This window comes from Mariniflexile fucanivorans, from assembly GCF_004341235.1.
Lineage (GTDB): Bacteria > Bacteroidota > Bacteroidia > Flavobacteriales > Flavobacteriaceae > Mariniflexile > Mariniflexile fucanivorans.
Genome location: NZ_SLUP01000007.1, coordinates 168,031 through 190,590 on the forward strand (window position 1 = coordinate 168,031; position 22,560 = coordinate 190,590).

Here is a 22,560-nt window from a genome sequence, read left to right on the forward strand (position 1 = left end):
TACCTTTAAATAAAAACTTATTGAAAATGAAGACTATACAGAAATTATTGGCGTTTGTGGGATTATTAAGTTTATGTGCGCTATTTATTTATGCCATACAAGAAGCGCCTACAGATGAAAATTTTGAAAAAAAACTTATAAACGATTATAATGTTTATGCACTTCAAATACCGAGTAATTTAGATTTTGCAGGTGAACCTATGCCGCTTAAAGATCCAGATATTTTAGAGCGCATGGATAAAGAATTATTGGTAAATACTTATTGGCAATCTAACGGATTATTAATGTTTAAGCGTGCTAAAAAATATTTCCCGATTATAGAACCTATTTTGGCTAAAAATGGTATTCCAGACGATTTTAAATATTTAGCAGTTATTGAAAGTGGTTTAACCAACGCTGTTTCTCCTGCTGGAGCACGTGGTGTTTGGCAAATTATGCCAGCTACCGCTAGGGAAAATGGTTTGGAGGTGAATGATAACGTAGATGAACGTTACCATTTGGAAAAATCAACCGAAGTGGCTTGTAAGTATTTATTAAAATCAAAACAAGAATTAGGTTCTTGGACGCTGGCAGCTGCGGCTTACAATGCAGGTAACGGTGGTGTTTCCAGATATTTGAGAGAGCAAAATGTTAACGATTATTACGATTTATTGCTAGGTGAAGAAACTGGCCGTTATATTTTTAGAATCGTTGCTTTAAAAGAAATTTTATCGAACCCAGCTAAATATGGTTTTAATTTTAGAGAAAAAGATTTGTATACCAATATACCTACTTATGAAGTGAATGTGGATACTGAAATAACCGATTTCACAAAGTTTGCAGAAGAGCATGGTATCAATTACAAAATACTAAAAATTCATAATCCTTGGTTAAGGGAGCCTAAGCTTAATAATAAATCTAGAAAAAATTATACGATTGAAATTCCCGAAAAAGGCTATTATAACTAATTAACTTTGGGTTAAAATTACAAACCATTTTATAATGAAGATATTGAAAATACTATGCGTAGCGTTTTTGACATTTTTTTTACTGAATTGTAATTCGGATAAATCAAAAAAAGACTCTGATTCTGAATTTAAGACTCATAAAGAAATTTCAACTGATACTTTAACCAAACATTTAAAACCTTTTAAAACTGAATTGCCAACTATTGGGTTGTTAATGTATAATGGCGTATTGCAAACAGAAGTGACGGCAACCTCTGATGTATTTTCGAAACCAACCGAAGATGGAACACAACTTTTTAACGTTGTCACCATTGCCGAAACCGAAAACCTAATAACTACAGAAGAAGGTTTGAGATTTGTACCAGATTTTACCTTTGAAAATTGCCCAAAACTGGAAGCGCTTTTTGTGCCAAGTGCTTATGATATGTATGCCCAAGTACACAATAAAAATATTATAGATTTCATAAAAAAGAAAAACGAAGAAACTAAATATGTAGTAAGTAATTGTGGAGGCGCACAGTTAATAGGCACATCTGGAATTGCAGATGGCAAAAAAATAGTAACCTGGATTGGTGGTGGCGAGCAATTACAGAAAGATTATCCTAACTTAATTGTACAGAACGATTCATTAGTAACTTATGTGGAAGATGGTAAATTCAGTTCTTCTAATGGAAACTTAGCAAGTTATATTTCAGCTTTGAATTTAGTTGAAAAAATGACAAGTAAAGCCCACCGAGAATTTGTAGAATCGTATTTATATTTGGATAGACTCCAAAATTGGAAGTCGAAAGAAAATTAACCTCTCCTTTTTTGAGCTCTTATAGAACCACCTGCACCAAAATGTTGTGTTGGCCCCACAGCACGTTTCATATTCTCTTTCATCATTTTTATCTGGTCGGTCAACATGCCTTGTTTGTCTAATTTTTGAGCTTCGGCAAGTAGTTTTTCAGCTTCTATTTTTCTTCGTTTGGAAAAAGCGATGCCAGACAAATTCAACTTTGCCATGGCTAAATCATGATCCATAGATAAACCTAGCGTTACTGCTTTCTTGAAATATTTTTCAGCCTCATTAATATTGGTTTGCGAAACCATTAAACCATGTAAGTAATTATAATAGCCTTGTTGTTTTTTTACTAAGGCAGCTTCAGGGTTTTTAATTTTATCCAACCATTTTTTAGCACCTTCAAAATCTTGTTTACGTAATCTTAAAAAAGCCAATAGAATAAACTCGTTTTTAAAATATAGGAATACAAAAATTAAAGAAAGCAATATAAACATGATGCCGTTACCAATGTTTCCTTCAGTAAATTGATAAACTGCAAAAGCTATAATTCCAGCAGCTATAATAAGTTTTATGATTTTATTGTACATTTTGTATAGTTTGAAATGTTGTTACAGACATTTTTTATCGTCTGATTTAATTGTTGAATGCAAAGAAACTAAATTTTTGTCAAAATCAATCCATACATTTTTAACAAAAAAGCGTAGTTTACCCTAAATAAATGAAGCATTTAGTACTCAATTTAGTTTCGTGAAAATAAATTAAATTTTTTTTTAAAATAACATTTGCCAGAGTAAAAACTCTTTGTATATTTGCCCTCGGTTTTAAAGGAACCCAAAATAATAAATAAAAAGTACAATTCAGATTTTAAAGATATAAAGTAATGAGCAAAAGAACATTTCAGCCATCAAAAAGAAAAAGAAGAAACAAACACGGTTTTAGAGAAAGAATGGCTTCTGCTAATGGAAGAAAAGTACTTGCTCGTAGAAGAGCTAAGGGTAGAAAAAAATTGTCTGTATCATCTGAAGCGAGACATAAAAAATAAATGATTAACAATTGTTAATATAATAAAGGTATTACTTAAGTGTAATGCCTTTTTTTATATCTGTTAATGCCTATTTTTGTAACTTATTATAAAACAACAATTAAAAAGTAAAAATGCCAAAAAATTCAAAACTTAAATCTATTCTAATTATTGGATCTGGTCCTATCATTATTGGGCAAGCATGCGAGTTTGATTATTCAGGAACGCAAGCATTACGCTCTTTAAGAGAGGATGGAATTGAAACCATTTTAATTAATTCGAATCCAGCAACCATCATGACCGACCCATCAATGGCCGACCATGTGTATTTGTTGCCGCTTACAACCAAGTCTTTAATTAAAATATTAAAGGAACATCCACAAATTGATGCCGTTTTGCCAACTATGGGTGGACAAACTGCATTAAACTTATGTATTGAAGCAGACGAAAAAGGGATTTGGAAAGATTTTAATGTTGAAATTATTGGTGTAGATATCGACGCTATCAATATTACAGAAGATAGAGAGAAGTTTAGAATGCTAATGCTTAAAATAGGTATCCCTATGGCACCTCAAGCAACGGCTACTTCTTACTTGAAAGGAAAAGAAATTGCGCAGGAATTTGGTTTTCCATTAATCATTAGGGCATCATTTACATTAGGTGGTGAAGGGGCTTCATTCGTTTATAAAGAAGAAGATTATGATGAATTATTAACACGAGGATTAGAGGTGTCTCCTATCCACGAGGTAATGATTGATAAAGCATTAATTGGTTGGAAAGAGTACGAATTAGAATTGTTACGTGATGCCAATGATAATGTGGTAATTATCTGTTCTATTGAAAATATGGACCCGATTGGAATTCATACAGGTGATTCTATTACGGTAGCACCAGCAATGACTTTAAGTGATAAAACATATCAAAAAATGCGTGATATGGCTATCCATATGATGCGAAGTATTGGTGATTTTGCAGGTGGATGTAATGTGCAGTTTGCAGTGTCTCCAGATGAAAAAGAAGACATTATAGCCATTGAAATCAACCCGCGTGTATCACGTTCTTCAGCATTAGCAAGTAAAGCAACAGGATATCCTATTGCGAAAATAGCGGCTAAATTGGCTTTGGGGTATCATTTAGATGAATTACAAAATCAAATTACAAAATCTACTTCGGCGTTGTTTGAACCTACTTTAGATTATGTGATTGTTAAAATACCACGTTGGAACTTTGATAAATTTGAAGGATCTGACAGAACCTTAGGACTTCAAATGAAATCTGTTGGTGAAGTTATGGGGATTGGACGTTCTTTTCAAGAAGCCTTACATAAAGCAACGCAATCGCTTGAAATTAAGCGTAATGGATTAGGTGCTGATGGTAAAGAGAATAAAGATTATAACCAAATTATAGAGAAATTAACCTATGCTTCTTGGGATCGTGTATTCATTATTTACGATGCCATCGCTATGGGAATTCCGTTAAGTAGAATTCACGAAATCACAAAAATTGATATGTGGTTCTTGAAGCAATACGAAGAATTGTTCTTGCTTCAGAAAGAAATTTCTACATTTAAAATTGATACCATTCAAAAAGATTTATTACTTGAAGCAAAGCAAAAAGGCTACGGAGACAGACAAATAGCACACATGTTGGGTTGTTTGGAAAGTCAGGTTTATAATAAGCGTGAAGAATTTGGTGTGAATCGTGTCTATAAATTGGTAGATACCTGTGCTGCCGAGTTTAAAGCTAAAACGCCATATTATTATTCAACGTTTGAAAGCGATATGGAAACTGCCGACGGAAAACGTTATGCAGATAATGAAAGTATTGTTACAGATAAGAAGAAAATCATCGTTTTAGGTTCGGGACCAAACCGAATTGGGCAAGGTATCGAGTTCGATTATTGTTGTGTACATGGTGTGTTAGCGGCTGCTGAATGTGGTTATGAAACCATTATGATAAACTGTAATCCTGAAACGGTTTCAACCGATTTTGATACTGCCGATAAATTATATTTTGAACCTGTTTTCTGGGAACATATTTACGACATCATCAAGCATGAAAAACCAGAAGGTGTGATTGTGCAATTAGGTGGGCAAACGGCGTTGAAACTTGCTGAAAAATTAACCAAATGGGGTGTTAAAATAATTGGAACAAGCTATGAATCTTTAGATTTAGCTGAAGATAGAGGGCATTTTTCAAACTTATTAAAAGAAAATAATATTCCTTATCCTCAATTTGATATTGCTACAACCGCAGATGAAGCTGCAAGAATTGCTGATGTGTTGGATTTCCCAATATTGGTAAGACCTTCATACGTACTTGGTGGCCAAGGCATGAAAATTGTTATCAATAGGGAAGAACTTGAAAAACATGTTGTTGATTTATTAAGCCAAATGCCAGGGAACCAGTTATTGTTAGACCATTATTTAGAGGGCGCTATTGAGGCAGAAGCCGATGCTATTTGCGATGGCGAAGAGGTTTACATTATTGGTATCATGGAACATATTGAGCCATGTGGAATACATTCGGGTGATAGTAACTCCATGTTGCCACCATTTAATTTAGGTGAATTTGTCATGCAACAAATTAAAGACCACACCAAAAAAATTGCGTTAGCACTTAATACGGTTGGTTTAATAAATATACAGTTTGCAATTAAAGATGATATTGTTTACATCATCGAAGCAAACCCTAGAGCATCTAGAACGGTTCCGTTTATAGCAAAAGCTTACGGCGAGCCTTATGTAAATTATGCAACCAAGGTGATGTTGGGAGAGAAAAAGGTTAAAGATTTCAACTTTAATCCACAATTAAAAGGATTTGCTATTAAGCAACCAGTGTTCTCGTTCAATAAATTTCATAACGTAAATAAGAAGTTAGGACCTGAAATGAAAAGTACAGGTGAAAGTATCTTGTTTATAGATAGTTTAAAAGACGATGAGTTTTACGAACTATACTCAAGACGAAAAATGTACTTGAATAAATAAAGATAGAAGAGGCTGTCTGAAAAGTGTAATTCTATGTCATATTGAGCCTGTCGAAATATTTAACTTATTGATAATCAATATCGGTTTCGACAAGCTCAACCTGACAAAGTAAATATAATACACTTTATAGACAGCTTTTTTTTATGCTTTGTTTTAAAAGAAATTAATAATGTATGGTTTCAATTTGTGCATTTTGTCCTTTTAAAGATTCTAAATAGAGCTCCATTTTAAATTCTGAAGTTCTAAAGGCTGTAGATCTGTGTTTTGCCTGTTCTTGTCTGGCAATACTTCTGGCAAAGCGTCTTACTTTATCTTTAGTATCCAATATAATTCCTGGAACTGGTACGTTTTCTCCATTTTCATCTTTAGCAACCATGGTGAAATAGGAGGAATTACAATGCTTTTTCTCGCCTGTTTGTATGTTTTCAGACTCTATCCTAACTCCAATAACCATCGAGGTTCTTCCTGTATAATTAATGGAGGCTTTTAATGTTACAAGTTCGCCAACTTCAATAGGATTTAAAAAATCTACCTTATTTACCGATGCTGTTACACAGTAATTTCTTGAATGTTTAGAAGCACAAGCAAATGCTATCTGGTCCATAAGGCTTAAAATATAGCCTCCATGTATTTTACCACTAAAATTAGAGTTAGTTGGTAACATTAATTGTGTAATGGTTATTTGCGATTCTTCAATTGTTCTAATCATAGTATTAAGTTAAAGTTGCGTATACAATTCCGGTTATTATGGCGATTCCAAAACTTATTAAAGTTCCTATTAAAATGTATTCTGTTAGTTGGCGGTGTTTAGACTCTTTTAAGTCACCAAATCTAAAAACGGACTTGGCGGTAATTAAAAAACCAACAGCTTCCCAGTGTCCTACTATGATGAAAATAAATACTAAAACACGCTCTAAAATACCAATATATTTTCCTGCATCCTCTAGTGATTCGTTATTTTTAGTGAGTTCTGAAATATTCCACTTTAAAAAAATGGTTTTCATAATTATAGAGGTAGGAATTGTTAAAAACAGTAAGCATGCTACAAGTAATAAATGGGCTTCGGTAGTATAATTACTTATGCTGAAATTATTTTCAGTGAATAAAAAATAGCATATAATAATAACCCCAATGTGAAATAATTGATCAATAAAAAATAACAGACGTTTAGTTTTTTTCTTTTGAATTATAAGTTTTGTAGCATCAATAATAAAATGTGTGACACCAATAATTAAAATGATGGGCCATAATGAAGCGTCCCAAAGAAAGATGCTGGTTAAGATAATGTGTATTAAAACATGAAGGTATAGCTTATTCGATTTCAGCTTTTTCTTTTCTTTTTCTTTAACCCATTTTGCTGGTTGAAGAAAAAAATCACCAATAAAATGCGCTAACAAAAGTTTTATCAGTACTATCATTTTTCTTCCAGTTGTTTTTGTTGTGATAGATTTATTTTTTGACGGTACATTCTGTCTAAATCCATTATTTCATTAAAATGGGCGCGTTTTAAACGTTTGCTCACTGCGTCTTGGCTAACCCCTAAAACTTTTGCCATTTCTGTTTGTAACAAACCATGATTTTCCAGAGCTATTTTAACGGTTTCAGCAGAATTGACAGACCAATCATCCATCGTTATCAAGGCGAGCTTAAAATATAAGTTCAGTTCTTCGTTTAAAAATAAAAATGGAGACTTTATCTTTAAGTTTGTTTTCTCTTTTTTAAGGTCCTCTAGTGTGTCTCCAGAAAATTGAAATGCTTCTCCATTAGATTCGGTTACATCATCTCCTTCAAAGCTTTTATTGCCTAAACCTATCGCCATTCTTACATCCAATCCTTTTACGGTTTTTATGCAAGCTTTAATATATGTGGCAATATTAAATGCTTTTTCATTGTCCTTAACTTCAATTTGAAAACTATCACCACGAAATATCTCCCAATATTTTTTGTCAATTCCAGTGTTGGTTAATGCTTCTTTTAAAGGCGTTAACCATATTTCTGGATTTTTAAATTTTTTAGACCTAATGATATCTCCTGTTATTATGCTTACCATATTTAAGTTTTATATTCCTTTTTAAAGGAATAATTTTTAAAATGCCTTTTTTAGGGAATATTAATAAAAATGCCTTATTAAAGGAATATTTAAATATATCACGTTTTTAGGTGATAAACAAATATATGGCGTTTTTAAGTGATAATATAAAGCTGTTTTATTGTTGTAATTCAACCTTGGTAATAAAATATTTGGTATCTCCCAACCAAAATAATGATTTATAACGTTCAAAATAATGAAGTTTTACATACTTGCCTTGTAAATTCATTAAATCTGCTTTTACCTGTTCCTCTTTATCTTCAACCGAAAATTCAAATTGAAGGGATTCCGAAACTCCTTGGCTTATTTGTCCTTCCCAAGTTTTAATAAACACACCTTTTTTACTAAATTTTACTAATTCGCCTGCTCTTATACCTTCACTATAATGAGCGAAATATATAAAACAAAAATACCCTATAAGTATTAAAAAGATGCCAATACCAATTTTAAGAAGAATTTTCATGTGATGATGTTTTTAGTTTTATGGAATTTCATTTTTTGAATTATAATATTCACAAAATGGTTTACTCTATTTCTTTGCTCGCACGTTTTATAATAGCTTCAGGCAATGCCTTTTTTGCTTTGGCACCTAATATTTTTAGTTTTTCAACACTAATGATGAGGTTTCCATTTCCTTCAAATAACTTATTCATGGCTGAATTGTAATCTGATTTTGTGGCATCAATTTTTTTACCAACACCAACTAAATCATTCATTAAACCTTCAAATTTATCATAAAGTGCTCCGGCTTGTCTTGCAATTTCAATAGCATTTTGTTGTTGTTTTTCGTTATTCCACATACTATCAATAGTACGTAAAGTTGCCAAAAGGGTAGAAGGTGTTACAATTACAATGTTCTTCTCGAAAGCTTTATTGTATATGGAATTATCATCATTCACTACTACGGCAAAAGCAGGTTCAATGGGGATAAACATGAGTACAAAATCGGGTGATTCTATATCGTATAAATCTTGATAGTTTTTATCTGAAAGTTGGTCAACGTGTTTTTTAACAGAGTTAATATGAGCCTTTAAATATTGAGGTTTATCATCGTCTTCAGCATTTATAAAGCGTTCATAATTGGTTAAAGACACTTTGCTGTCAATAATCATTTTTTTGCCATCAGGTAAATTTAAAACAACGTCTGGTAAAACACGAGACCCATCTGCCAATGTAAAACTTTGCTGCACAAAATACTCTCTATCTTTCTCTAAGCCAGACTTTTCTAAAACGCGTTCTAAAACCAATTCGCCCCAATTTCCTTGCATTTTGCTATCACCTTTTAGTGCACGGGTTAGGTTGGTAGCCTCTTTAGTCATTTGTTGGTTTAAATCTTTTAAACCTAATAGTTGCTCTTTTAAAGCGGAATGCATGCTGATGCTTTCTTTTTGAGTTAAATCGACTTTGTCTTCAAAAGTTTTTATTTTTTCTTGAAGCGGTTTTAAAATAGCATCTAAATTTTCTTTGTTTTTGGTGGTGAATTTCTCCGATTTTTCCTCTAAAATTTTATTCGCCAACAATTCAAAATCTTTACGAAGTTGTTCTTGGCGTACTTCAATTTCTTGTTCGCGTTTAGAACTAACTTGTTGTAGGTTTTCGTATTCGGTGTTTTTACGAGTTAATTCAGCATTTAAAAATTCTTTTTCACGACGAATCTCTTCACGTTCTCTTTCAATTTTAGAAATGGTTTCTCTTAAATCGGTTATTTGCGTATTGAAAGTTTGGTTCTGTTTGGCGTTTTCAGTTTCTGAAAATTGTTTAAAATCAACTAACTGTTGGTGTAAGTTGGCATTGCGCTCTTCCAGGGTGCTTTGTTCGCTTTTGCTTTTTAGTTTGGTAATGGTTATGCCAATATAAGCACCAATGCCTCCAGAAATTAAAATGGCTAGAATTAGAATGATGTTGTCGTTCATGATGGTTTAAATCTTATGAATGTAAAAGTAATAAATAATAAAGGTTTGTAATTGTGATATGTTAATCTTTCTTAACATTTGAAAAGTCATACTTCTTCATTGTTTTTTGAAGTATCTTCCAATGATTTCGTAATTGTCTTTTTATTTCAGGCGCTTCCAAAGCGTCTGAAGCTCGATAGGCATATCGTAAATAGTTACCTCTGAACTTTCTTTCAAAATACTCTGTTTTTGCTTTGCCATCAATAAAATCTGTTCTTTTAGCAGGGAGCATCCTAGATTTTTCTCCTTTAAAACTAAAGAGACGATAGATTTTTCTTTTGAAAATTGGAGCTTCATCGAGTAGATGTTTTTCTTTAATAGCTTCTACACGTTTATGCTTTCTTTTAATCGTTTGTTTCATTTCTCTATAAAACTTAGCTAAGTTTTTAGATTTAATTAAAGTTTGATAGCCATAAAATTCGAAACCTAAATAATTTAATGGTACATTTTCTTTTAAACTTCCATCATTTTCAATTTTATAGGATTTTAAACGTTTATCATTTATTTTGAAAAGTGTTTTTTCTGTTTTTTCTAAAGAAACAGTTAACTCGTTTTTTATCATTTCATTTTTAACGAAGTCTTCAATTAATTTTATTTGATTCTCTTCACAAATCATCACAATATCATCTGAATATCTTCGATAAAACACATTGTGTCTTAATGTTAATTCATTTATAACAGACTCATCAAAAGCGAGCATGTATATATTTGCCAGTAAAGCACTAATAGGTAATCCTTGTGGGATACCAATCAATTCTTTTTGGTCGTTTTGTTTTTGATTTTTATGAATAATTATATCAGAATCTACTAATTCTTTAATACTTCTGAAAAAGGTATGCTTTCCTTCTTTTCTAAATTTTGATAATTCTTTTTCATCAAAATGACCATTCTTTGTTTTTAAATCTTTCAATTTCACGTATGAAAATCGGGTAGTGGCTTTAAAAATATTGAAGTGATCTTTAGGTAATGTTTTGTAACCTAATATTTTTGCCCAAGCTAGTTTTAATTTTTTATGATTTAAACTAGGGAAGAAGTTTTCTATATCTAAAACAAGAGTTACACAATTTTCTCTTCGTTTAATTTCATCAAATACATCTTTAGCAAAATGTACATTGCTTTTAAACTTTAGTTTATCATCTGTTTCAATTTGTCTATAAGCCGTTATTGAATTTGAAAGTAAGGAGTTTTGTTTTAAATAGGCTTCATACTTTGGAGTGATAATTTGTTGCGTGTAATACGAATAGATATGAGCATCTAAATGCGTCGCATATAGTATTTCTCTAATTTTTGTGTTTGAAACTATTTTACCTTTTTTAATTTTTTTGTGGGAACGTCTTAATTCTCCATTAAAATCAGATAATTTATAGCGTCTTTGTTTAATTTCTTTGAATATGAGTGGAGAAAAGGAATGTTGAAATACTTTTTTTGGGTTGGTTACAAAGCGCTCAATATTTTTTCTAATAGACAGTGGAGTCTTATTAGTAAAATGTGGATAACCTCTGTCTTTAAACCAATCTTTTTGCTCTATCATAATAAAAAAAGAAAAGGAAGCTCTCGCACGTATTTATAACAGAATAAAACTTACACCTTATAAAGGATTGAACTATTAGCCGAATTCTCGACTCACGCTGCATTTATACGTCTAATAAATAAACACTAAATAAATGATAGCACTTACTGAATTAATAGTTAACTTCGTTCTAGAGAACTTAGATATACACCAGTTGTTGGAGCATACAGGGACTCTGCATAGAATTATTGAGGTATTATCGATAATTCCGAAAATAATTCAATGCTGTTGTAACAAAACAACTTCTAATACTCTTTACTTAATCTCCGTATTTATTAACCTTTTTACTTGAAAAAGTCGGATTAAGTGATTAATTATAAATTAATACAGTAGTTCAACAAATGTTTTATTTCTTCTAACTAAAGAACTTCCTTACTTTTTATTTGTAAATATACTATTATTCTTATATTTAAAGAAAAAATATATGAGTTCAATCAATAAATTCAAAATAGGAGAGATAGTAACCTTTAAAACACATCCATTGTTATATGATTTAGAAATAAGAGGGGATGGAAAATTAGTACCACCATTTATGGTTGTGAAGGAAGTTTATTTTGAAGATAATAAAAAGAAAGTTGTAGATTCTTCTAATGGTAAAACGATAGCGGAAAAAACTAAATATACTTGTGTTTTTTTTGATGATAATAAAAGTGAATTTAAAGAAGTCGTAGTTTATGAATCTATGCTACGTAATTACACTAATTTTTTTATCGCAAGAATAGACGGGAAGAAACCAGTTTATAAGATTGATGATAACGATAAAATTAGTTTAATTACTGAGGTTTCAAATTATAAAAATGCTAAATATTTATATGGAAATATAATTTACTTTAAAACTAAAAAATTAGAGATACTAAAAAAAAGAAGTTCAATCAAAAAAATTATTATTAATAAAAAGGAAGAGAATAGGAAAACAATTGAGCATGTAGTTAATTATTCAACTCCAGAATTTGTTTTATGTGGTTATAAACAAGAATTAGGAGAAGATTTATTTTACCCCAATGGAGATAATAAAAAAATTATTTCTAAAGAACTATATAAAGTGAAATGGTTTAATTCTAATCAAATGAAATTTAGTGAACAATATTTGCCAATGGAATGCTTTATTGATGAGCAACCATTTACAACTCTAGTTCCACATAATGAAAATAAATAATAACTCTATTTTTTCACCCGAAAACTTCCCGTTTTTTCATCAAAAGCAATTAAATCTTTAGGAAATAAGGTTTCAAAAGTTCCGTTTGAAATCAAGTTACAAGGGGAATCGGAAACCACTTTGTTTTTAGACATCACAATTAATGAATCACAAAGTTGAATGGCCAAATCTATTTCATGTGAAGAAAATAGAATGGTTTTATTAGTTTCTTTAGCTAATTTTTGAAGTAATTTCAAAATATAAGCTTTGTGGTACATATCTAAATGCGTAGTAGGTTCATCTAAAATAATCAAGTCGGTATCTTGAGCGAGCGCACGTGCGATCATTACTTTTTGTAGTTGGCCATCGCTTAATTCGAAACAACGTTTCTGTTTTAAATCGACTATATTGGTTTGATACAAAGCCTTGTTAATAATCGTAATATCATTTTCAGATAAATTGCCTACCCAATTGGTGTAAGGTTGTCTGCCCAAAGCCACCAATTCAAAAACCGATAAATTTTTAGACATCATTTGTTCGGTTAAAACCAGGCTTAATACTTTAGCCAAATCAAGAGCTGGATATTTTTTTATAGGTTTTTCATTTATAAAAATATCGCCGCTCAAGGCTTCCTGCACATTGGTAATTGTTCTTAAAAGCGTCGATTTCCCTATGCCATTTCCTCCAACTAAACCCACCAATTCACCTCTATGTAATTCAATATTAATGTTTGAAGCTACAATAGTTTGTGCTTTTTTTGATTTATATCCAACGGATAAATCTTTGGTTTTTAAAATGATATGTTGGTTTTTTTTGTCCACTAATTCATTGAATTTTATCTATAAATCTAATTTGTCTAACATTCTAACGGATCTAATTTAAAATACCATTTTTCGTTTTCTAACTAATAACCAGATTACTACGGGCGCCCCTACTAATGATGTAATGGCATTGATAGGTAATGTATAGTCGCTATTGGGCACTTGTGCAATACTGTCGCAAATTAGCATCACGATAGCCCCAAATAGAAAAACGGCGGGTACCAATATTTTATGGTTTGAAGTATTAAAAACCTGTCGTGTTAAATGCGGAATGGCTAAACCTATAAATGCAATAGGCCCTGTAAAAGCGGTAATGGTTCCTGCTAATAAACTGGTTGAAACTATAATGGCTAACCGACTTCTATTAATGTTCAAACCTAAACTTTTAGCATAATTCTCTCCTAAAAGTAAGGTGTTTAAAGATTTTACCGAGGCTAAACTTATCAGGATACCAAGACAATAAATGATAGAGAATATTAATAATTCATCCCACGATAGATTGCCTAAACTACCAAACCCCCAGAAAATATATTGTTGTAATTGTTGCGCAGATCCAAAATACGAAAGCACACTTACAATAGCAGCGGTAATACTGGCAAACATAAGGCCTATAATTAGTATGGCCATAGTATCGCGCACTTTAATAGACACCAATAAAACGGCCAATAGAACTAAAAAACTACCTAAACTGGCAGCTATAACAATGCTCCATTTTGAAATTAAAAAGGTTGCAAAAACGCCACCAAATACAGAGGAGCCTAAAATAATTAAAGCAACACCCAAGCTAGCACCCGAACTTATGCCCAAAACGAAAGGGCCTGCTAACGGATTTCTAAACAGGGTTTGCATTAAAAGTCCGGAAATACCCAAACCAGAACCTACTAAAATAGCAGTTATGGCTTTTGGTAATCGGTAATTTTGAATAATATGTTGCCAAGTTTCTTGCTGGGTAGCACTTCCAATAAGACTATTAAATACATCTTTAAAAGGAATATAAATGGAGCCCAAACTTATGTTTGTGAAAAAACAGATAACTAGTACTAAGAATAATACTAAAAATGAAAATTTGTATGTGTTTGAATTTGGCAATTAATCTAATTTTTTAAAAAAGTAAAGATCATAATTTTTTAAGAGTTCTGGATGACAAATTTTAATTAGATCTTTTAAAACCAAATCGGGGCGAGCAACTCCCATTTCAAAATATAAAATACCGCCAGATGTTCCGGTAGTATTTATAGAGGAATAAATATGGTTATTTTTAAATGCGTTAAACATGGCATGATGCGAATTGGCATTTCTTAGTGCTTCTTTGCTAATATAGTTTGAGGGGCTTAACCAAATATCGGCATCTTTTGCTTTTGAATAAACCGATTCAAAATTAAGCGATAAACTGCCCGTTCCTTTAGAATCTTTCCATAAATAATTTGTGTTGGCATCCTTTAAAAGTTGTGCTTCGGTACTAGTTCCGTTTGGCAAAAACCAAATATCATTATGCATAGCGCCACTTAAAATGGTGGGTTGGTAATTAACCTTTTTTGCCAAAGCTTTAGCTTCTAAATATTCTTTTTCAATGGTATTAAAAATAGAATCGGCTTCTTTTTCTTTGTTAAATAGCACACCAAAAAATTTAATCCACTCTGCTTTCGCTAAAGGAGATTCTTCAACCCAATCGCCATTAAAAATAACTGGAATTCCCGATTTTTTTATGGTTTCAAAGGTTCTGTTATTGCCATCTACACCAAAACCAATAACTACATCGGGTTCTAATTCTAACAGCACTTCGGTATTAATACCTTCATTTTTGCCCAATTCCCTAATGAATCCATCATCAATTCGTTTTCTTGTTTTTTTAGAAGAAATATATTCTGTTCCAGGAAATCCTAACAAGGTTTGTTCTACATCTAATAATTCTAAAGCAGGAATGTGTGTGGTTGAAGTAACTACAGATTTTTTAATCGGAATTTCTAAAGTTTCATCATAGTCTTTTTGCTCTTTACTCCAAAAATCGGCATCATAATCTTTGTTTAATAGTGCAAAACGATAAGTTTTATCTGCTTTTGGCCACGGACTTATTATTTCTAAAACTTTATAAGTACCAAAATCTTCAACCGTAAAACCCTTGGCATATTTTAAATATAGAGGTGTGCCTTCAATGCCTTCTGAAAGTTGTTTTTTAGATTCATTTTTACAATTAAAAAGAATTAATGTAATGAGGATTATTAGGAGCGATTTGTATTTCAACGGTTTATATTTTTTGTTTTTAATTAGCTTGCCTTTCGCTTTCATGTAATTTTTTATTTGGTTATTGAAACAATTACATTAGAAATAGATGACAATTGTCATTTTTAGATGTTTTAAAGCTTGTTACTTTTGGTGAAAATATTAACAATGCGAGACGGGTCAAATTTAACAATATATATAGTAGCTGGCGTAATAATTGCACATTTTTTAATTGGGTTTATTTATTTGATTTATAAAATGACCAAGAAAAAATAAGTTTTTAGTTGCAGTTATAAAGTTAATATTTACATTTACATCGAAATTTGGTTCGACAATCAAAAACCTAAAAAGTTTGGGTAATTGAGTCGATTAAAAGGGAATCTGGTGCAATGATTTACGATTGCAGATTTTAGATTTACGTTTTTATCATTATAATTGAAAAATCGTAATTCGTAATTTATTAATTCCAGAGCTGTTCCCGCAACTGTAAGCTACAAAGCTTCATGTTAAACTTCAAGTCACTGAAGATTTATTCTTTGGGAAGACGAACATGAAGACGCAAGTCAGGAGACCTGCCATTTTCATCATCTAATTCGACTTTCGGGAAAAAGGTCTTCAAGATTTATGAAAAAAATAATTTTATTTTTACTCTTTACAAGTATTTGGCAGCATGGTTTCTCTCAATTTATTACAGATTCTATTCAAATATTGGATGAAGTTGTTTTAAGTGATAGCAAATTAATTCATTATGCTTCAGGAGTTAAGCAGTCTGTTTTAAATGATTCTGTTTTAAAACAAAATTCAAAATCCTTAACTACTTTATTAACTTTTAATAGTAACTTATATTTTAAGGAAAATGGTTATGGCATGGTATCCTCGCCATCTTTTAGAGGTACCAATGCTTCACAAACCGCTGTTATTTGGAATGGGATTAATATCAATTCTCAACTTAATGGGCAAACAGATTTTAATACAATAAACACAAGCAATTACAATTCCATAGCTATTAGAAGTGGTGGTGGTAGCGTGCAATATGGTAGTGGTGCCATTGGTGGCAGTATTCATTTAAATAATAAACTGGCTTTTTATTCTCATTTTGATAATTCCGTTCAGGTTTCTTACGGTAGTTTTAATACCAAACAAACGGGGTTTAATTCTTCTTATGGATCGGATGCTTTTACTGTTGATTTCGGGTTGTTTTATGTAAAATCGGATAACGATTATAAATACTTAGGCACCAATAAGGTGAACGAAAATGGAGCCTTTGAAAACTTAAATCTGAATGTGAATCTAGGTTATTTTATTTCAAAAAAAGATGTTTTAAAATTATATAGCCAAAGTTATATTGGAGATAGAGAATTTTCAGGAACCTTGGTAGCTCCACCTAGAAGTAAATATGAAGATGAAAACTATCGAACCATGTTAGATTGGGTTCGAATTTCTGGTAAGTTTAATTCTAGTTTGAAAGTGGGGTATCTTCAAGAAAAATTTAAATATTTTGAAAACAAAAACACAGACAATTATACCTTCGGAAAAGTAAATACCTACTTGGTAAACCATAGCTTAAATGTGCGTTTATCAGAGAAACTTCAATTTAAAACCATTTTAGACTTTAATAGTTATGAAGGTGCCGGCAGCAGTTTTGGCGATCCTAAACGAAGGGCTTTTTCAACTACAGCTTTGCTAAACCATAAGCTAACTGATAAATTAAATTATGGCATTAACCTTAGAAAAGACTTTACGTCTGGCTTCGAAAGTCCGTTTGTGTTTTCTTTAGATGCGGCATATCAAGTAACAGGTTTGTATAAAATTCAAATTAACGGGTCAAAAAATTACCGTGTACCAACCTTTAACGATTTGTATTGGAACCCCGGAGGAAATTTAGATTTGGTTCCAGAATCGTCATATCAAGTGGATTTTGGGCAGCAACTTCAATTTAAACATGTCAATTTTAAATTAAACGGCTATTATATAAATACTGAATATTTAATTCAATGGCAACCAGCTTTAGATGATATGGGTAAACCAATATTAGATGGTATGTATACACCACTAAATGTAGCAGAAACCCAAAGTTATGGTGCCGAATTAGAATTGGAGTCTGATTATAAAGTAAAAGGGCATCACTTTAATTTAAATGCGCATTATTCATATACAGTTTCGGAAAATTTAAAAACGAAAAAACAACTTATTTACGTCCCCTTTCATAAAGGAAATGTGAATTTAGCTTACGGTTATAAAAAATTCAACATGTATTATCAACATATGTTTAATGGCGAAGTATCTATAATAAGTAGTTCATTAAATGCTTACAATGTTGGAAATGTAGGGTTAGGTTATGTTCTAAATAAAAACGGAACCATTAACTACGAAATTAATTTTAAAGTAAACAATCTATACAATACCTATTACGAAAACGTGGCATTACGACCCATGCCAAATAGAAATTATCAAATACAAACCATTATAAAATTTTAAATTATGAAAATGAACAAACTTACTTTATTAGCCTTAACAATAGGCATTATTTTTACATCTTGTACAAACGACGATGATCCTGTAGATGTAATTAAAGGTGAATATGACAACGGAATAATAGTCTTAAACGAAGGTGGATTTTACCAAGGGAATGCCTCTATTTCTTATGTGTCTGATGATTATTCTACTGTTGAAAATTCTGTTTTTTATAATGTAAACTCAAAATTGTTAGGTGATACAGCGCAAAGTATCGCGTTTTTGGATGACTTAGCTTATATTGTTGTAAACGTATCTCAAACCATTGAAGTGGTAAATCGCTATACGTTTCTATCTGTAGCAACTATTGATACGGGTTTAACAAACCCAAGATACATAGCTTTTGCTAATGGAAAAGGGTATGTAACCGATTGGGGAGATGGAGGAAGTACTACCGATGATGTTGTAGCTGTTATAAATTTAACAACAAATACCGTAGAAAGCTCTATTCCTGTAGGGGAAGGTCCTGAGCAAATTTTGTCTAAAAACAATAAATTGTACGTGTCTCATAAAGGAGGTTGGTCCACAAACAATATTGTTTCCGTAATTGATACGGCGACAAATGGGGTTCAAACTATTACGGTTGATGATGTTCCAGATGAAATGATACTAGATGAAGCTGGCGATTTAGTTGTTTTAAGTGAAGGTGCAAATCAATATTGGTTAACACCAGCTGTTGAAACTCCTGGAGCAATTACTAAAATTAATACAACAGACAACTCTATCATATCAACTCTTACTTTTGAAGCGGGAGTACATCCAAGTTTAATGGCATATAGCGATGGTAAAATTTATTATCAAGTGTCTGGTAAAGTTTATTCAATAACAGATAGCGCTACAAGTTTGTCCACTACAAGTATTATTGATGATTCTTTTTATGGAATGGCGGTCAATAATAATACATTATACGGTACAAAAACAAATTTTACAGCAGGTACAGGCGAAATGCTTATTTATAATTTAGCAACAAATACCTTGAATACTACTAAAACATTAAAAGTAGGAGCTGCTAAAATTTACTTCAATTAATACTTCATTTTCAAAAAACCTTATATGCCATTTTTTCTATCAAAGCTCATAGATAGCAAGCATATAAGGTTTTTTAATTAAAACATAACCAGTTAACATACAGTGATATATATGAAGTCGCATTTTGTGACTGAATTTCCACATCCAAATTTTAGAATAAATTATGAAACAGAATTACTTTTTTTTCGGACTTTTTATATTGTTAAATAGTTTAATGAATGGACAATCTTACGCTCCTGTAGTAGGAGCTGAAGGTACAACAGCCATTTATCGAGACTCCGAAGTTTTTACAGCCTGGGCAACAGGTATAACGTTGGTTAGAGGTCCACAAGATATTGTTAATCCTACGGGCGCATTGGCAAGTGCCGGAAGTGCTGAAAATGCTATTGATAAAGCGAATGGGCAAATTGTTAGTTTAGGAGATGGAGGAACTGCAACTTTAACATTTAACACGCCTATAGCTAATGGTTCGGGTTTTGATTTAGCTGTTTTTGAAAATAGTTTTAGTGATACCTTTTTAGAATTGGCTTTTGTTGAAGTGAGTTCTGATGGGGTTAACTTTTTTAGATTTCCTGCGCATAGCCAAACTCAAACTACCAAACAAGTGGGAGGTTTTGGAAATCTTGATGCCACTTATATTAATAATTTAGCTGGAAAATATAAAGCAAGTTATGGTACGCCTTTCGATTTAGAAGATATTGATGATGATGTTTTGCTTGATAAAAATAGCATTACCCATGTAAAAATAATTGATGTTGTAGGAACTATAAACCCAACTTATGCTACATATGATATTTTTGGGAATATGGTAAATGATCCCTATCCAACAGCTTTTGCATCATCGGGTTTCGATTTAGATGCTGTGGGCGTTATTAACCAAAAAACGTTAAGTTTAAGTAATTCTGCAAATAATTTCGATATGGCATTATATCCAAACCCAGCTTCAAATTCCTTTCAAATTTCAGAAATAGGAATTTTAGAAGTGTATTCGGTTTCAGGAAGTCTGGTATTAAAACAAGAATTAAAAGTGAAGCAAACACCAGTTTCAATAGAAAAATTACATTCAGGCATTTATATGGTGAAGTTAACTAATGAGCAAGGTTCAAGTATTCAAAAATTAATCAAGCACTAAATTCGTGATTATTTAAACTTTAATAACGACTGAAAAAAAGCTTAGTTAAAGGTCATATTGAGCTTGTCGAAATATTTTAGCTTTCTGCTAATCGATATCGGTTTCGACAGGCTCAACCTGATAAAGTAAATATTAAAGACTTTTTTATGGGTACATTTTTATTGCAAAAGTAAATCGCAATACCAAACACCATATGTATCACTGTCATTTTGTGAATTATCGGTTTTTGGACTGTCGTATTCGCGATATACTTTTTCTCCAATAGTAAAAGAGATGGGGTTTTTAAAAATAGGACCATCAAAACAAAAGGTGTGAAATTCGCCGTTTTCGCCACAAGGATCTACGCCTTTAGGTAAATTATGAATGAAGTTTTCATCAATAACGGTTCCAACAAAGTCTTCATTAAAATATTTTGAATTCGCACAAACAACAATTGTCTTAAAACCTAAATCCAAAAACTCATGTATTAATTCAGAAGTATCTCGTTTCCAAATAGGAAAAACAGCATGTAAGCCTACTTTAGCCAATTGGTTTTCACGATACGTTTTTAAATCTTCCAAAAAAATATCACCAAAAGCGGTGTGTGTAAAGCCATCATTTTTTAATCTTGTAACAGCTTCGGTCATTTTTTGTTCGTAAACGACCATATCGGGCATTTCGGGTAATTCAATAAAGCTCGATTTAATTTGTAAAGCTTCGGTTTGTGCTTTTAACAGTTCTTTTCTAAGTCCGTGCATGGATACACGGTTGTAATGACTGTTTATGGTGGTAATTAATTCATCAACAGTATAACGCTCGTCTTTTAATAAATGATAAAGTGCTAAAGCAGAATCTTTCCCAGAACTCCAGTTAAAATAGGTTTTATTCTTTTCCAAAGTAATCGTTTTCGATATACATTTCCTTTTCAAACTTTTTACTTGTATCAGTTAGTTCTAATTTTTTTGCAAAAAGTTGTTTTTTAGATGAGCTTATCTTACCCGTAACTCCTTTAATATCGTCTAAAGCCGCTTTTAAAACTACTTCATTTTCATCACCAAAAGCAAGAATGTTATTCCAATATTCGTATTCTTTTACCTCAATATCTGGTGCAAAACCTTGGGTATAATCGCTTTCGCCATTTTTGTTTGATATTTGAAAAACTATGGGCTGCATGGCATAACTATGGCTTGAATTTGCCGACGATGGATCTTGATAATCGGTTTTTGGCGAATCGTAAAGTGTGATAGAACCTACATTTTTGCCTTCAGTTGTCGTGCCAACCAATTTTACCGAATTCATATAAGGTTTTAATCCGTTTATAACCATTTCGCTGGCCGATGCCGTACTATTGGATGTTAAAACGTATAAGTTATTAATGGTGTTTAATCGATTAATAGTTTCAGTGCCTATTTTATTATCGTTGGAATCATAAACATTAAGAGTATTTGTAAAATGGTAAGACCCGTTTTCTTCTGTATGTTTTGAATTAAATTTTAAATTGGCAAATTCTTCTACGTTAGCATCAGCATAAATCATACTTGATAAATAGGCCGATGTTGCTACAGATCCGCCACCGTTTAACCTTAAATCTAGAATTAATTCATTAATGTTTTCATTTTTAAAATATGAAAAAGCCGCATTTAATTCATCGTTGTATGAAGTTCTAAACCCATTATAAACCAAATAGCCAACTTTTTTACCATTCACATCATTAAAAATTTTCTTTAAATAAACAGGGTTTTCAAATATAACGGTAGCTGTTATGGTTTTTTCTTCTAAAAAAGTTAATATACCATCATTTTCTGAAGCAAAAGAAAGCGTTACGGTATCTTCATATAAACCATTTACAACATTGTTGAAATTTGATGTATTCAATACCGTTCCATTAATTGCATTAATAATATCTCCTCTTTTAATATTGACACTACTTGCAGGGGAATTATCTGCAACATATCTTACATATATTATAATGTCGCCATTACTGTTTATTTGAACAGACTGATAACGAATACCATGAGATATAGAAATTCCCTGAAATTCTTTTAGTTGCTCTACATAATCTTCAATAAACCAAGAAAACCTATCGGTAGTTCCATACTGAAACCTTAAGCTATTAAAAAAATCTTCAGGATTATCGGTTTGATTTAAAAAAGCCTGGTATTCACTTGAGTTGTCATCTTTTGAATCAGCTAAGTTGGGAACTTCAGATTGCCAATTGTACCAAGAATTCATGCCTTTCCAAACAAAATCATTAATTTCAGTAGTAGAAATTTGATTGTCATTTTCATCTTCAAAACAGCTGGTGGCTAAACAACTTATAAATAATATAATAGCAAGGTTTTTTAAGTTTTTCATCTTGTACTATTTATATTGCATTTTT

General features: G+C 31.6%; 20 protein-coding genes and 1 riboswitch. Of the genes, 8 read left to right on the forward strand and 12 right to left on the reverse strand.

Translation table 11 applies throughout. From position 1 onward, the window contains the following. Positions 1-26: 26 nt before the first annotated feature. Both EV196_RS14680 and EV196_RS14685 read left to right on the forward strand, forming a co-directional pair. The gene (locus EV196_RS14680; protein ID WP_132218524.1) at positions 27-947 is read left to right on the forward strand and encodes a lytic transglycosylase domain-containing protein; all 921 of its coding nucleotides are present in this window, start codon (positions 27-29) and stop codon (positions 945-947) included. Positions 948-981: 34 nt separating this feature from the next. After that, positions 982-1,746, forward strand: coding sequence for a DJ-1/PfpI family protein (locus EV196_RS14685; protein ID WP_132218525.1), 765 nt, complete (start codon positions 982-984; stop codon positions 1,744-1,746). Here the strand turns inward: EV196_RS14685 and EV196_RS14690 are convergent. Beyond that, positions 1,743-2,318, reverse strand: a complete 576-nt coding sequence (locus EV196_RS14690; RefSeq protein WP_132218526.1) for a tetratricopeptide repeat protein — start codon at positions 2,316-2,318, stop codon at positions 1,743-1,745. The genes EV196_RS14685 and EV196_RS14690 overlap by 4 nt on opposite strands. A 293-nt stretch (positions 2,319-2,611) precedes the next feature. On the opposite strand from EV196_RS14690, the gene rpmH reads away from it, so the two are divergent. Together rpmH and carB are read left to right on the forward strand one after the other, a co-directional pair. Continuing rightward, positions 2,612-2,773, forward strand: coding sequence for a 50S ribosomal protein L34 (gene rpmH / locus EV196_RS14695; RefSeq protein ID WP_076700048.1), 162 nt, complete (start codon positions 2,612-2,614; stop codon positions 2,771-2,773). Positions 2,774-2,886: 113 nt separating this feature from the next. Further along, positions 2,887-5,739 (forward strand): carbamoyl-phosphate synthase large subunit, encoded by a 2,853-nt coding sequence (gene carB / locus EV196_RS14700; RefSeq protein ID WP_132218527.1) that lies wholly within the window; start codon positions 2,887-2,889, stop codon positions 5,737-5,739. 163 nt (positions 5,740-5,902) lie between these two features. Here carB and EV196_RS14705 read toward each other — a convergent pair whose 3' ends face one another. From EV196_RS14705 to EV196_RS14730, 6 genes are all read right to left on the reverse strand, one after another. Further along, positions 5,903-6,448 (reverse strand): acyl-CoA thioesterase, encoded by a 546-nt coding sequence (locus EV196_RS14705; protein ID WP_132218528.1) that lies wholly within the window; start codon positions 6,446-6,448, stop codon positions 5,903-5,905. Between the two features lie 4 nt (positions 6,449-6,452). Next, positions 6,453-7,157: a DUF3307 domain-containing protein gene (locus EV196_RS14710; protein WP_132218529.1), complete on the reverse strand. Its 705-nt coding sequence runs from the start codon at positions 7,155-7,157 to the stop codon at positions 6,453-6,455. After that, entirely contained in the window at positions 7,154-7,789 is a 636-nt protein-coding gene (locus EV196_RS14715) for a transcriptional regulator (protein WP_132218530.1), read from the reverse strand. Before EV196_RS14715 ends, EV196_RS14710 begins: the two co-directional genes overlap by 4 nt. Positions 7,790-7,946: 157 nt before the next feature. Beyond that, positions 7,947-8,291, reverse strand: coding sequence for a 6-phosphogluconate dehydrogenase (locus tag EV196_RS14720; RefSeq protein ID WP_132218531.1), 345 nt, complete (start codon positions 8,289-8,291; stop codon positions 7,947-7,949). 61 nt (positions 8,292-8,352) lie between these two features. Beyond that, positions 8,353-9,741, reverse strand: coding sequence for a DNA recombination protein RmuC (rmuC, locus tag EV196_RS14725; RefSeq protein WP_132218532.1), 1,389 nt, complete (start codon positions 9,739-9,741; stop codon positions 8,353-8,355). A gap of 61 nt (positions 9,742-9,802) precedes the next feature. Further along, the gene (locus EV196_RS14730) at positions 9,803-11,311 is read right to left on the reverse strand and encodes a reverse transcriptase domain-containing protein (RefSeq protein WP_132218533.1); all 1,509 of its coding nucleotides are present in this window, start codon (positions 11,309-11,311) and stop codon (positions 9,803-9,805) included. 463 nt (positions 11,312-11,774) lie between these two features. Here EV196_RS14730 and EV196_RS14735 point away from each other — a divergent pair, with 463 nt between their 5' ends. Beyond that, a complete protein-coding gene (locus EV196_RS14735) occupies positions 11,775-12,506 on the forward strand; it encodes a hypothetical protein (RefSeq protein WP_132218534.1) in 732 nt (243 codons plus the stop codon). 5 nt (positions 12,507-12,511) lie between these two features. On the opposite strand, the gene EV196_RS14740 is transcribed toward EV196_RS14735, so the two are convergent. The 3 genes from EV196_RS14740 to EV196_RS14750 are packed head-to-tail and all read right to left on the reverse strand — an operon-like array spanning position 12,512 to position 15,592. Further along, a complete protein-coding gene (locus EV196_RS14740; RefSeq protein WP_132218535.1) occupies positions 12,512-13,306 on the reverse strand; it encodes an ABC transporter ATP-binding protein in 795 nt (264 codons plus the stop codon). Positions 13,307-13,363: 57 nt separating this feature from the next. After that, complete coding sequence (locus EV196_RS14745; RefSeq protein WP_132218536.1) at positions 13,364-14,395, reverse strand: FecCD family ABC transporter permease; 1,032 nt, start codon at positions 14,393-14,395, stop codon at positions 13,364-13,366. Continuing rightward, positions 14,396-15,592 carry an ABC transporter substrate-binding protein gene (locus EV196_RS14750; protein WP_132218537.1) on the reverse strand — a complete coding sequence of 399 codons (1,197 nt, stop codon included), beginning with the start codon at positions 15,590-15,592 and terminating at the stop codon, positions 14,396-14,398. A 241-nt stretch (positions 15,593-15,833) separates the two neighbouring features. After that, a riboswitch (cobalamin riboswitch) is annotated at positions 15,834-16,120 on the forward strand. A 30-nt stretch (positions 16,121-16,150) separates the two neighbouring features. On the opposite strand from EV196_RS14750, the gene EV196_RS14755 reads away from it, so the two are divergent. The 3 genes from EV196_RS14755 to EV196_RS14765 all read left to right on the forward strand — a co-directional run bounded on the left by EV196_RS14755 (position 16,151) and on the right by EV196_RS14765 (position 20,201). Beyond that, entirely contained in the window at positions 16,151-18,004 is a 1,854-nt protein-coding gene (locus EV196_RS14755) for a TonB-dependent receptor plug domain-containing protein (protein ID WP_132218538.1), read from the forward strand. A gap of 9 nt (positions 18,005-18,013) precedes the next feature. Further along, positions 18,014-19,069, forward strand: a complete 1,056-nt coding sequence (locus EV196_RS14760) for a YncE family protein (RefSeq protein ID WP_243652250.1) — start codon at positions 18,014-18,016, stop codon at positions 19,067-19,069. A 163-nt stretch (positions 19,070-19,232) separates the two neighbouring features. Next, positions 19,233-20,201, forward strand: a complete 969-nt coding sequence (locus tag EV196_RS14765) for a T9SS type A sorting domain-containing protein (RefSeq protein WP_132218540.1) — start codon at positions 19,233-19,235, stop codon at positions 20,199-20,201. 158 nt (positions 20,202-20,359) lie between these two features. On the opposite strand, the gene EV196_RS14770 is transcribed toward EV196_RS14765, so the two are convergent. Both EV196_RS14770 and EV196_RS14775 read right to left on the reverse strand, forming a co-directional pair. Beyond that, positions 20,360-21,076, reverse strand: a complete 717-nt coding sequence (locus EV196_RS14770; protein WP_132218541.1) for an adenine nucleotide alpha hydrolase — start codon at positions 21,074-21,076, stop codon at positions 20,360-20,362. Next, positions 21,063-22,535 carry a S41 family peptidase gene (locus EV196_RS14775; protein ID WP_132218542.1) on the reverse strand — a complete coding sequence of 491 codons (1,473 nt, stop codon included), beginning with the start codon at positions 22,533-22,535 and terminating at the stop codon, positions 21,063-21,065. Before EV196_RS14775 ends, EV196_RS14770 begins: the two co-directional genes overlap by 14 nt. Positions 22,536-22,560 lie beyond the last annotated feature (25 nt).

Coding starts and splice junctions, on each gene's coding strand:
- EV196_RS14730 (WP_132218533.1), bottom strand. CDS start 11,311: ATGATAGAGCAAAAAGATTGGTTTAAAGACAGAGGTTATCCACATTTT.
- EV196_RS14755 (WP_132218538.1), top strand. CDS start 16,151: ATGAAAAAAATAATTTTATTTTTACTCTTTACAAGTATTTGGCAGCAT.
- rpmH (WP_076700048.1), top strand. CDS start 2,612: ATGAGCAAAAGAACATTTCAGCCATCAAAAAGAAAAAGAAGAAACAAA.
- EV196_RS14720 (WP_132218531.1), bottom strand. CDS start 8,291: ATGAAAATTCTTCTTAAAATTGGTATTGGCATCTTTTTAATACTTATA.
- EV196_RS14680 (WP_132218524.1), top strand. CDS start 27: ATGAAGACTATACAGAAATTATTGGCGTTTGTGGGATTATTAAGTTTA.
- EV196_RS14710 (WP_132218529.1), bottom strand. CDS start 7,157: ATGATAGTACTGATAAAACTTTTGTTAGCGCATTTTATTGGTGATTTT.
- rmuC (WP_132218532.1), bottom strand. CDS start 9,741: ATGAACGACAACATCATTCTAATTCTAGCCATTTTAATTTCTGGAGGC.
- EV196_RS14705 (WP_132218528.1), bottom strand. CDS start 6,448: ATGATTAGAACAATTGAAGAATCGCAAATAACCATTACACAATTAATG.
- carB (WP_132218527.1), top strand. CDS start 2,887: ATGCCAAAAAATTCAAAACTTAAATCTATTCTAATTATTGGATCTGGT.
- EV196_RS14690 (WP_132218526.1), bottom strand. CDS start 2,318: ATGTACAATAAAATCATAAAACTTATTATAGCTGCTGGAATTATAGCT.
- EV196_RS14775 (WP_132218542.1), bottom strand. CDS start 22,535: ATGAAAAACTTAAAAAACCTTGCTATTATATTATTTATAAGTTGTTTA.
- EV196_RS14685 (WP_132218525.1), top strand. CDS start 982: ATGAAGATATTGAAAATACTATGCGTAGCGTTTTTGACATTTTTTTTA.
- EV196_RS14765 (WP_132218540.1), top strand. CDS start 19,233: ATGAAACAGAATTACTTTTTTTTCGGACTTTTTATATTGTTAAATAGT.
- EV196_RS14750 (WP_132218537.1), bottom strand. CDS start 15,592: ATGAAAGCGAAAGGCAAGCTAATTAAAAACAAAAAATATAAACCGTTG.
- EV196_RS14715 (WP_132218530.1), bottom strand. CDS start 7,789: ATGGTAAGCATAATAACAGGAGATATCATTAGGTCTAAAAAATTTAAA.
- EV196_RS14760 (WP_243652250.1), top strand. CDS start 18,014: ATGAACAAACTTACTTTATTAGCCTTAACAATAGGCATTATTTTTACA.
- EV196_RS14735 (WP_132218534.1), top strand. CDS start 11,775: ATGAGTTCAATCAATAAATTCAAAATAGGAGAGATAGTAACCTTTAAA.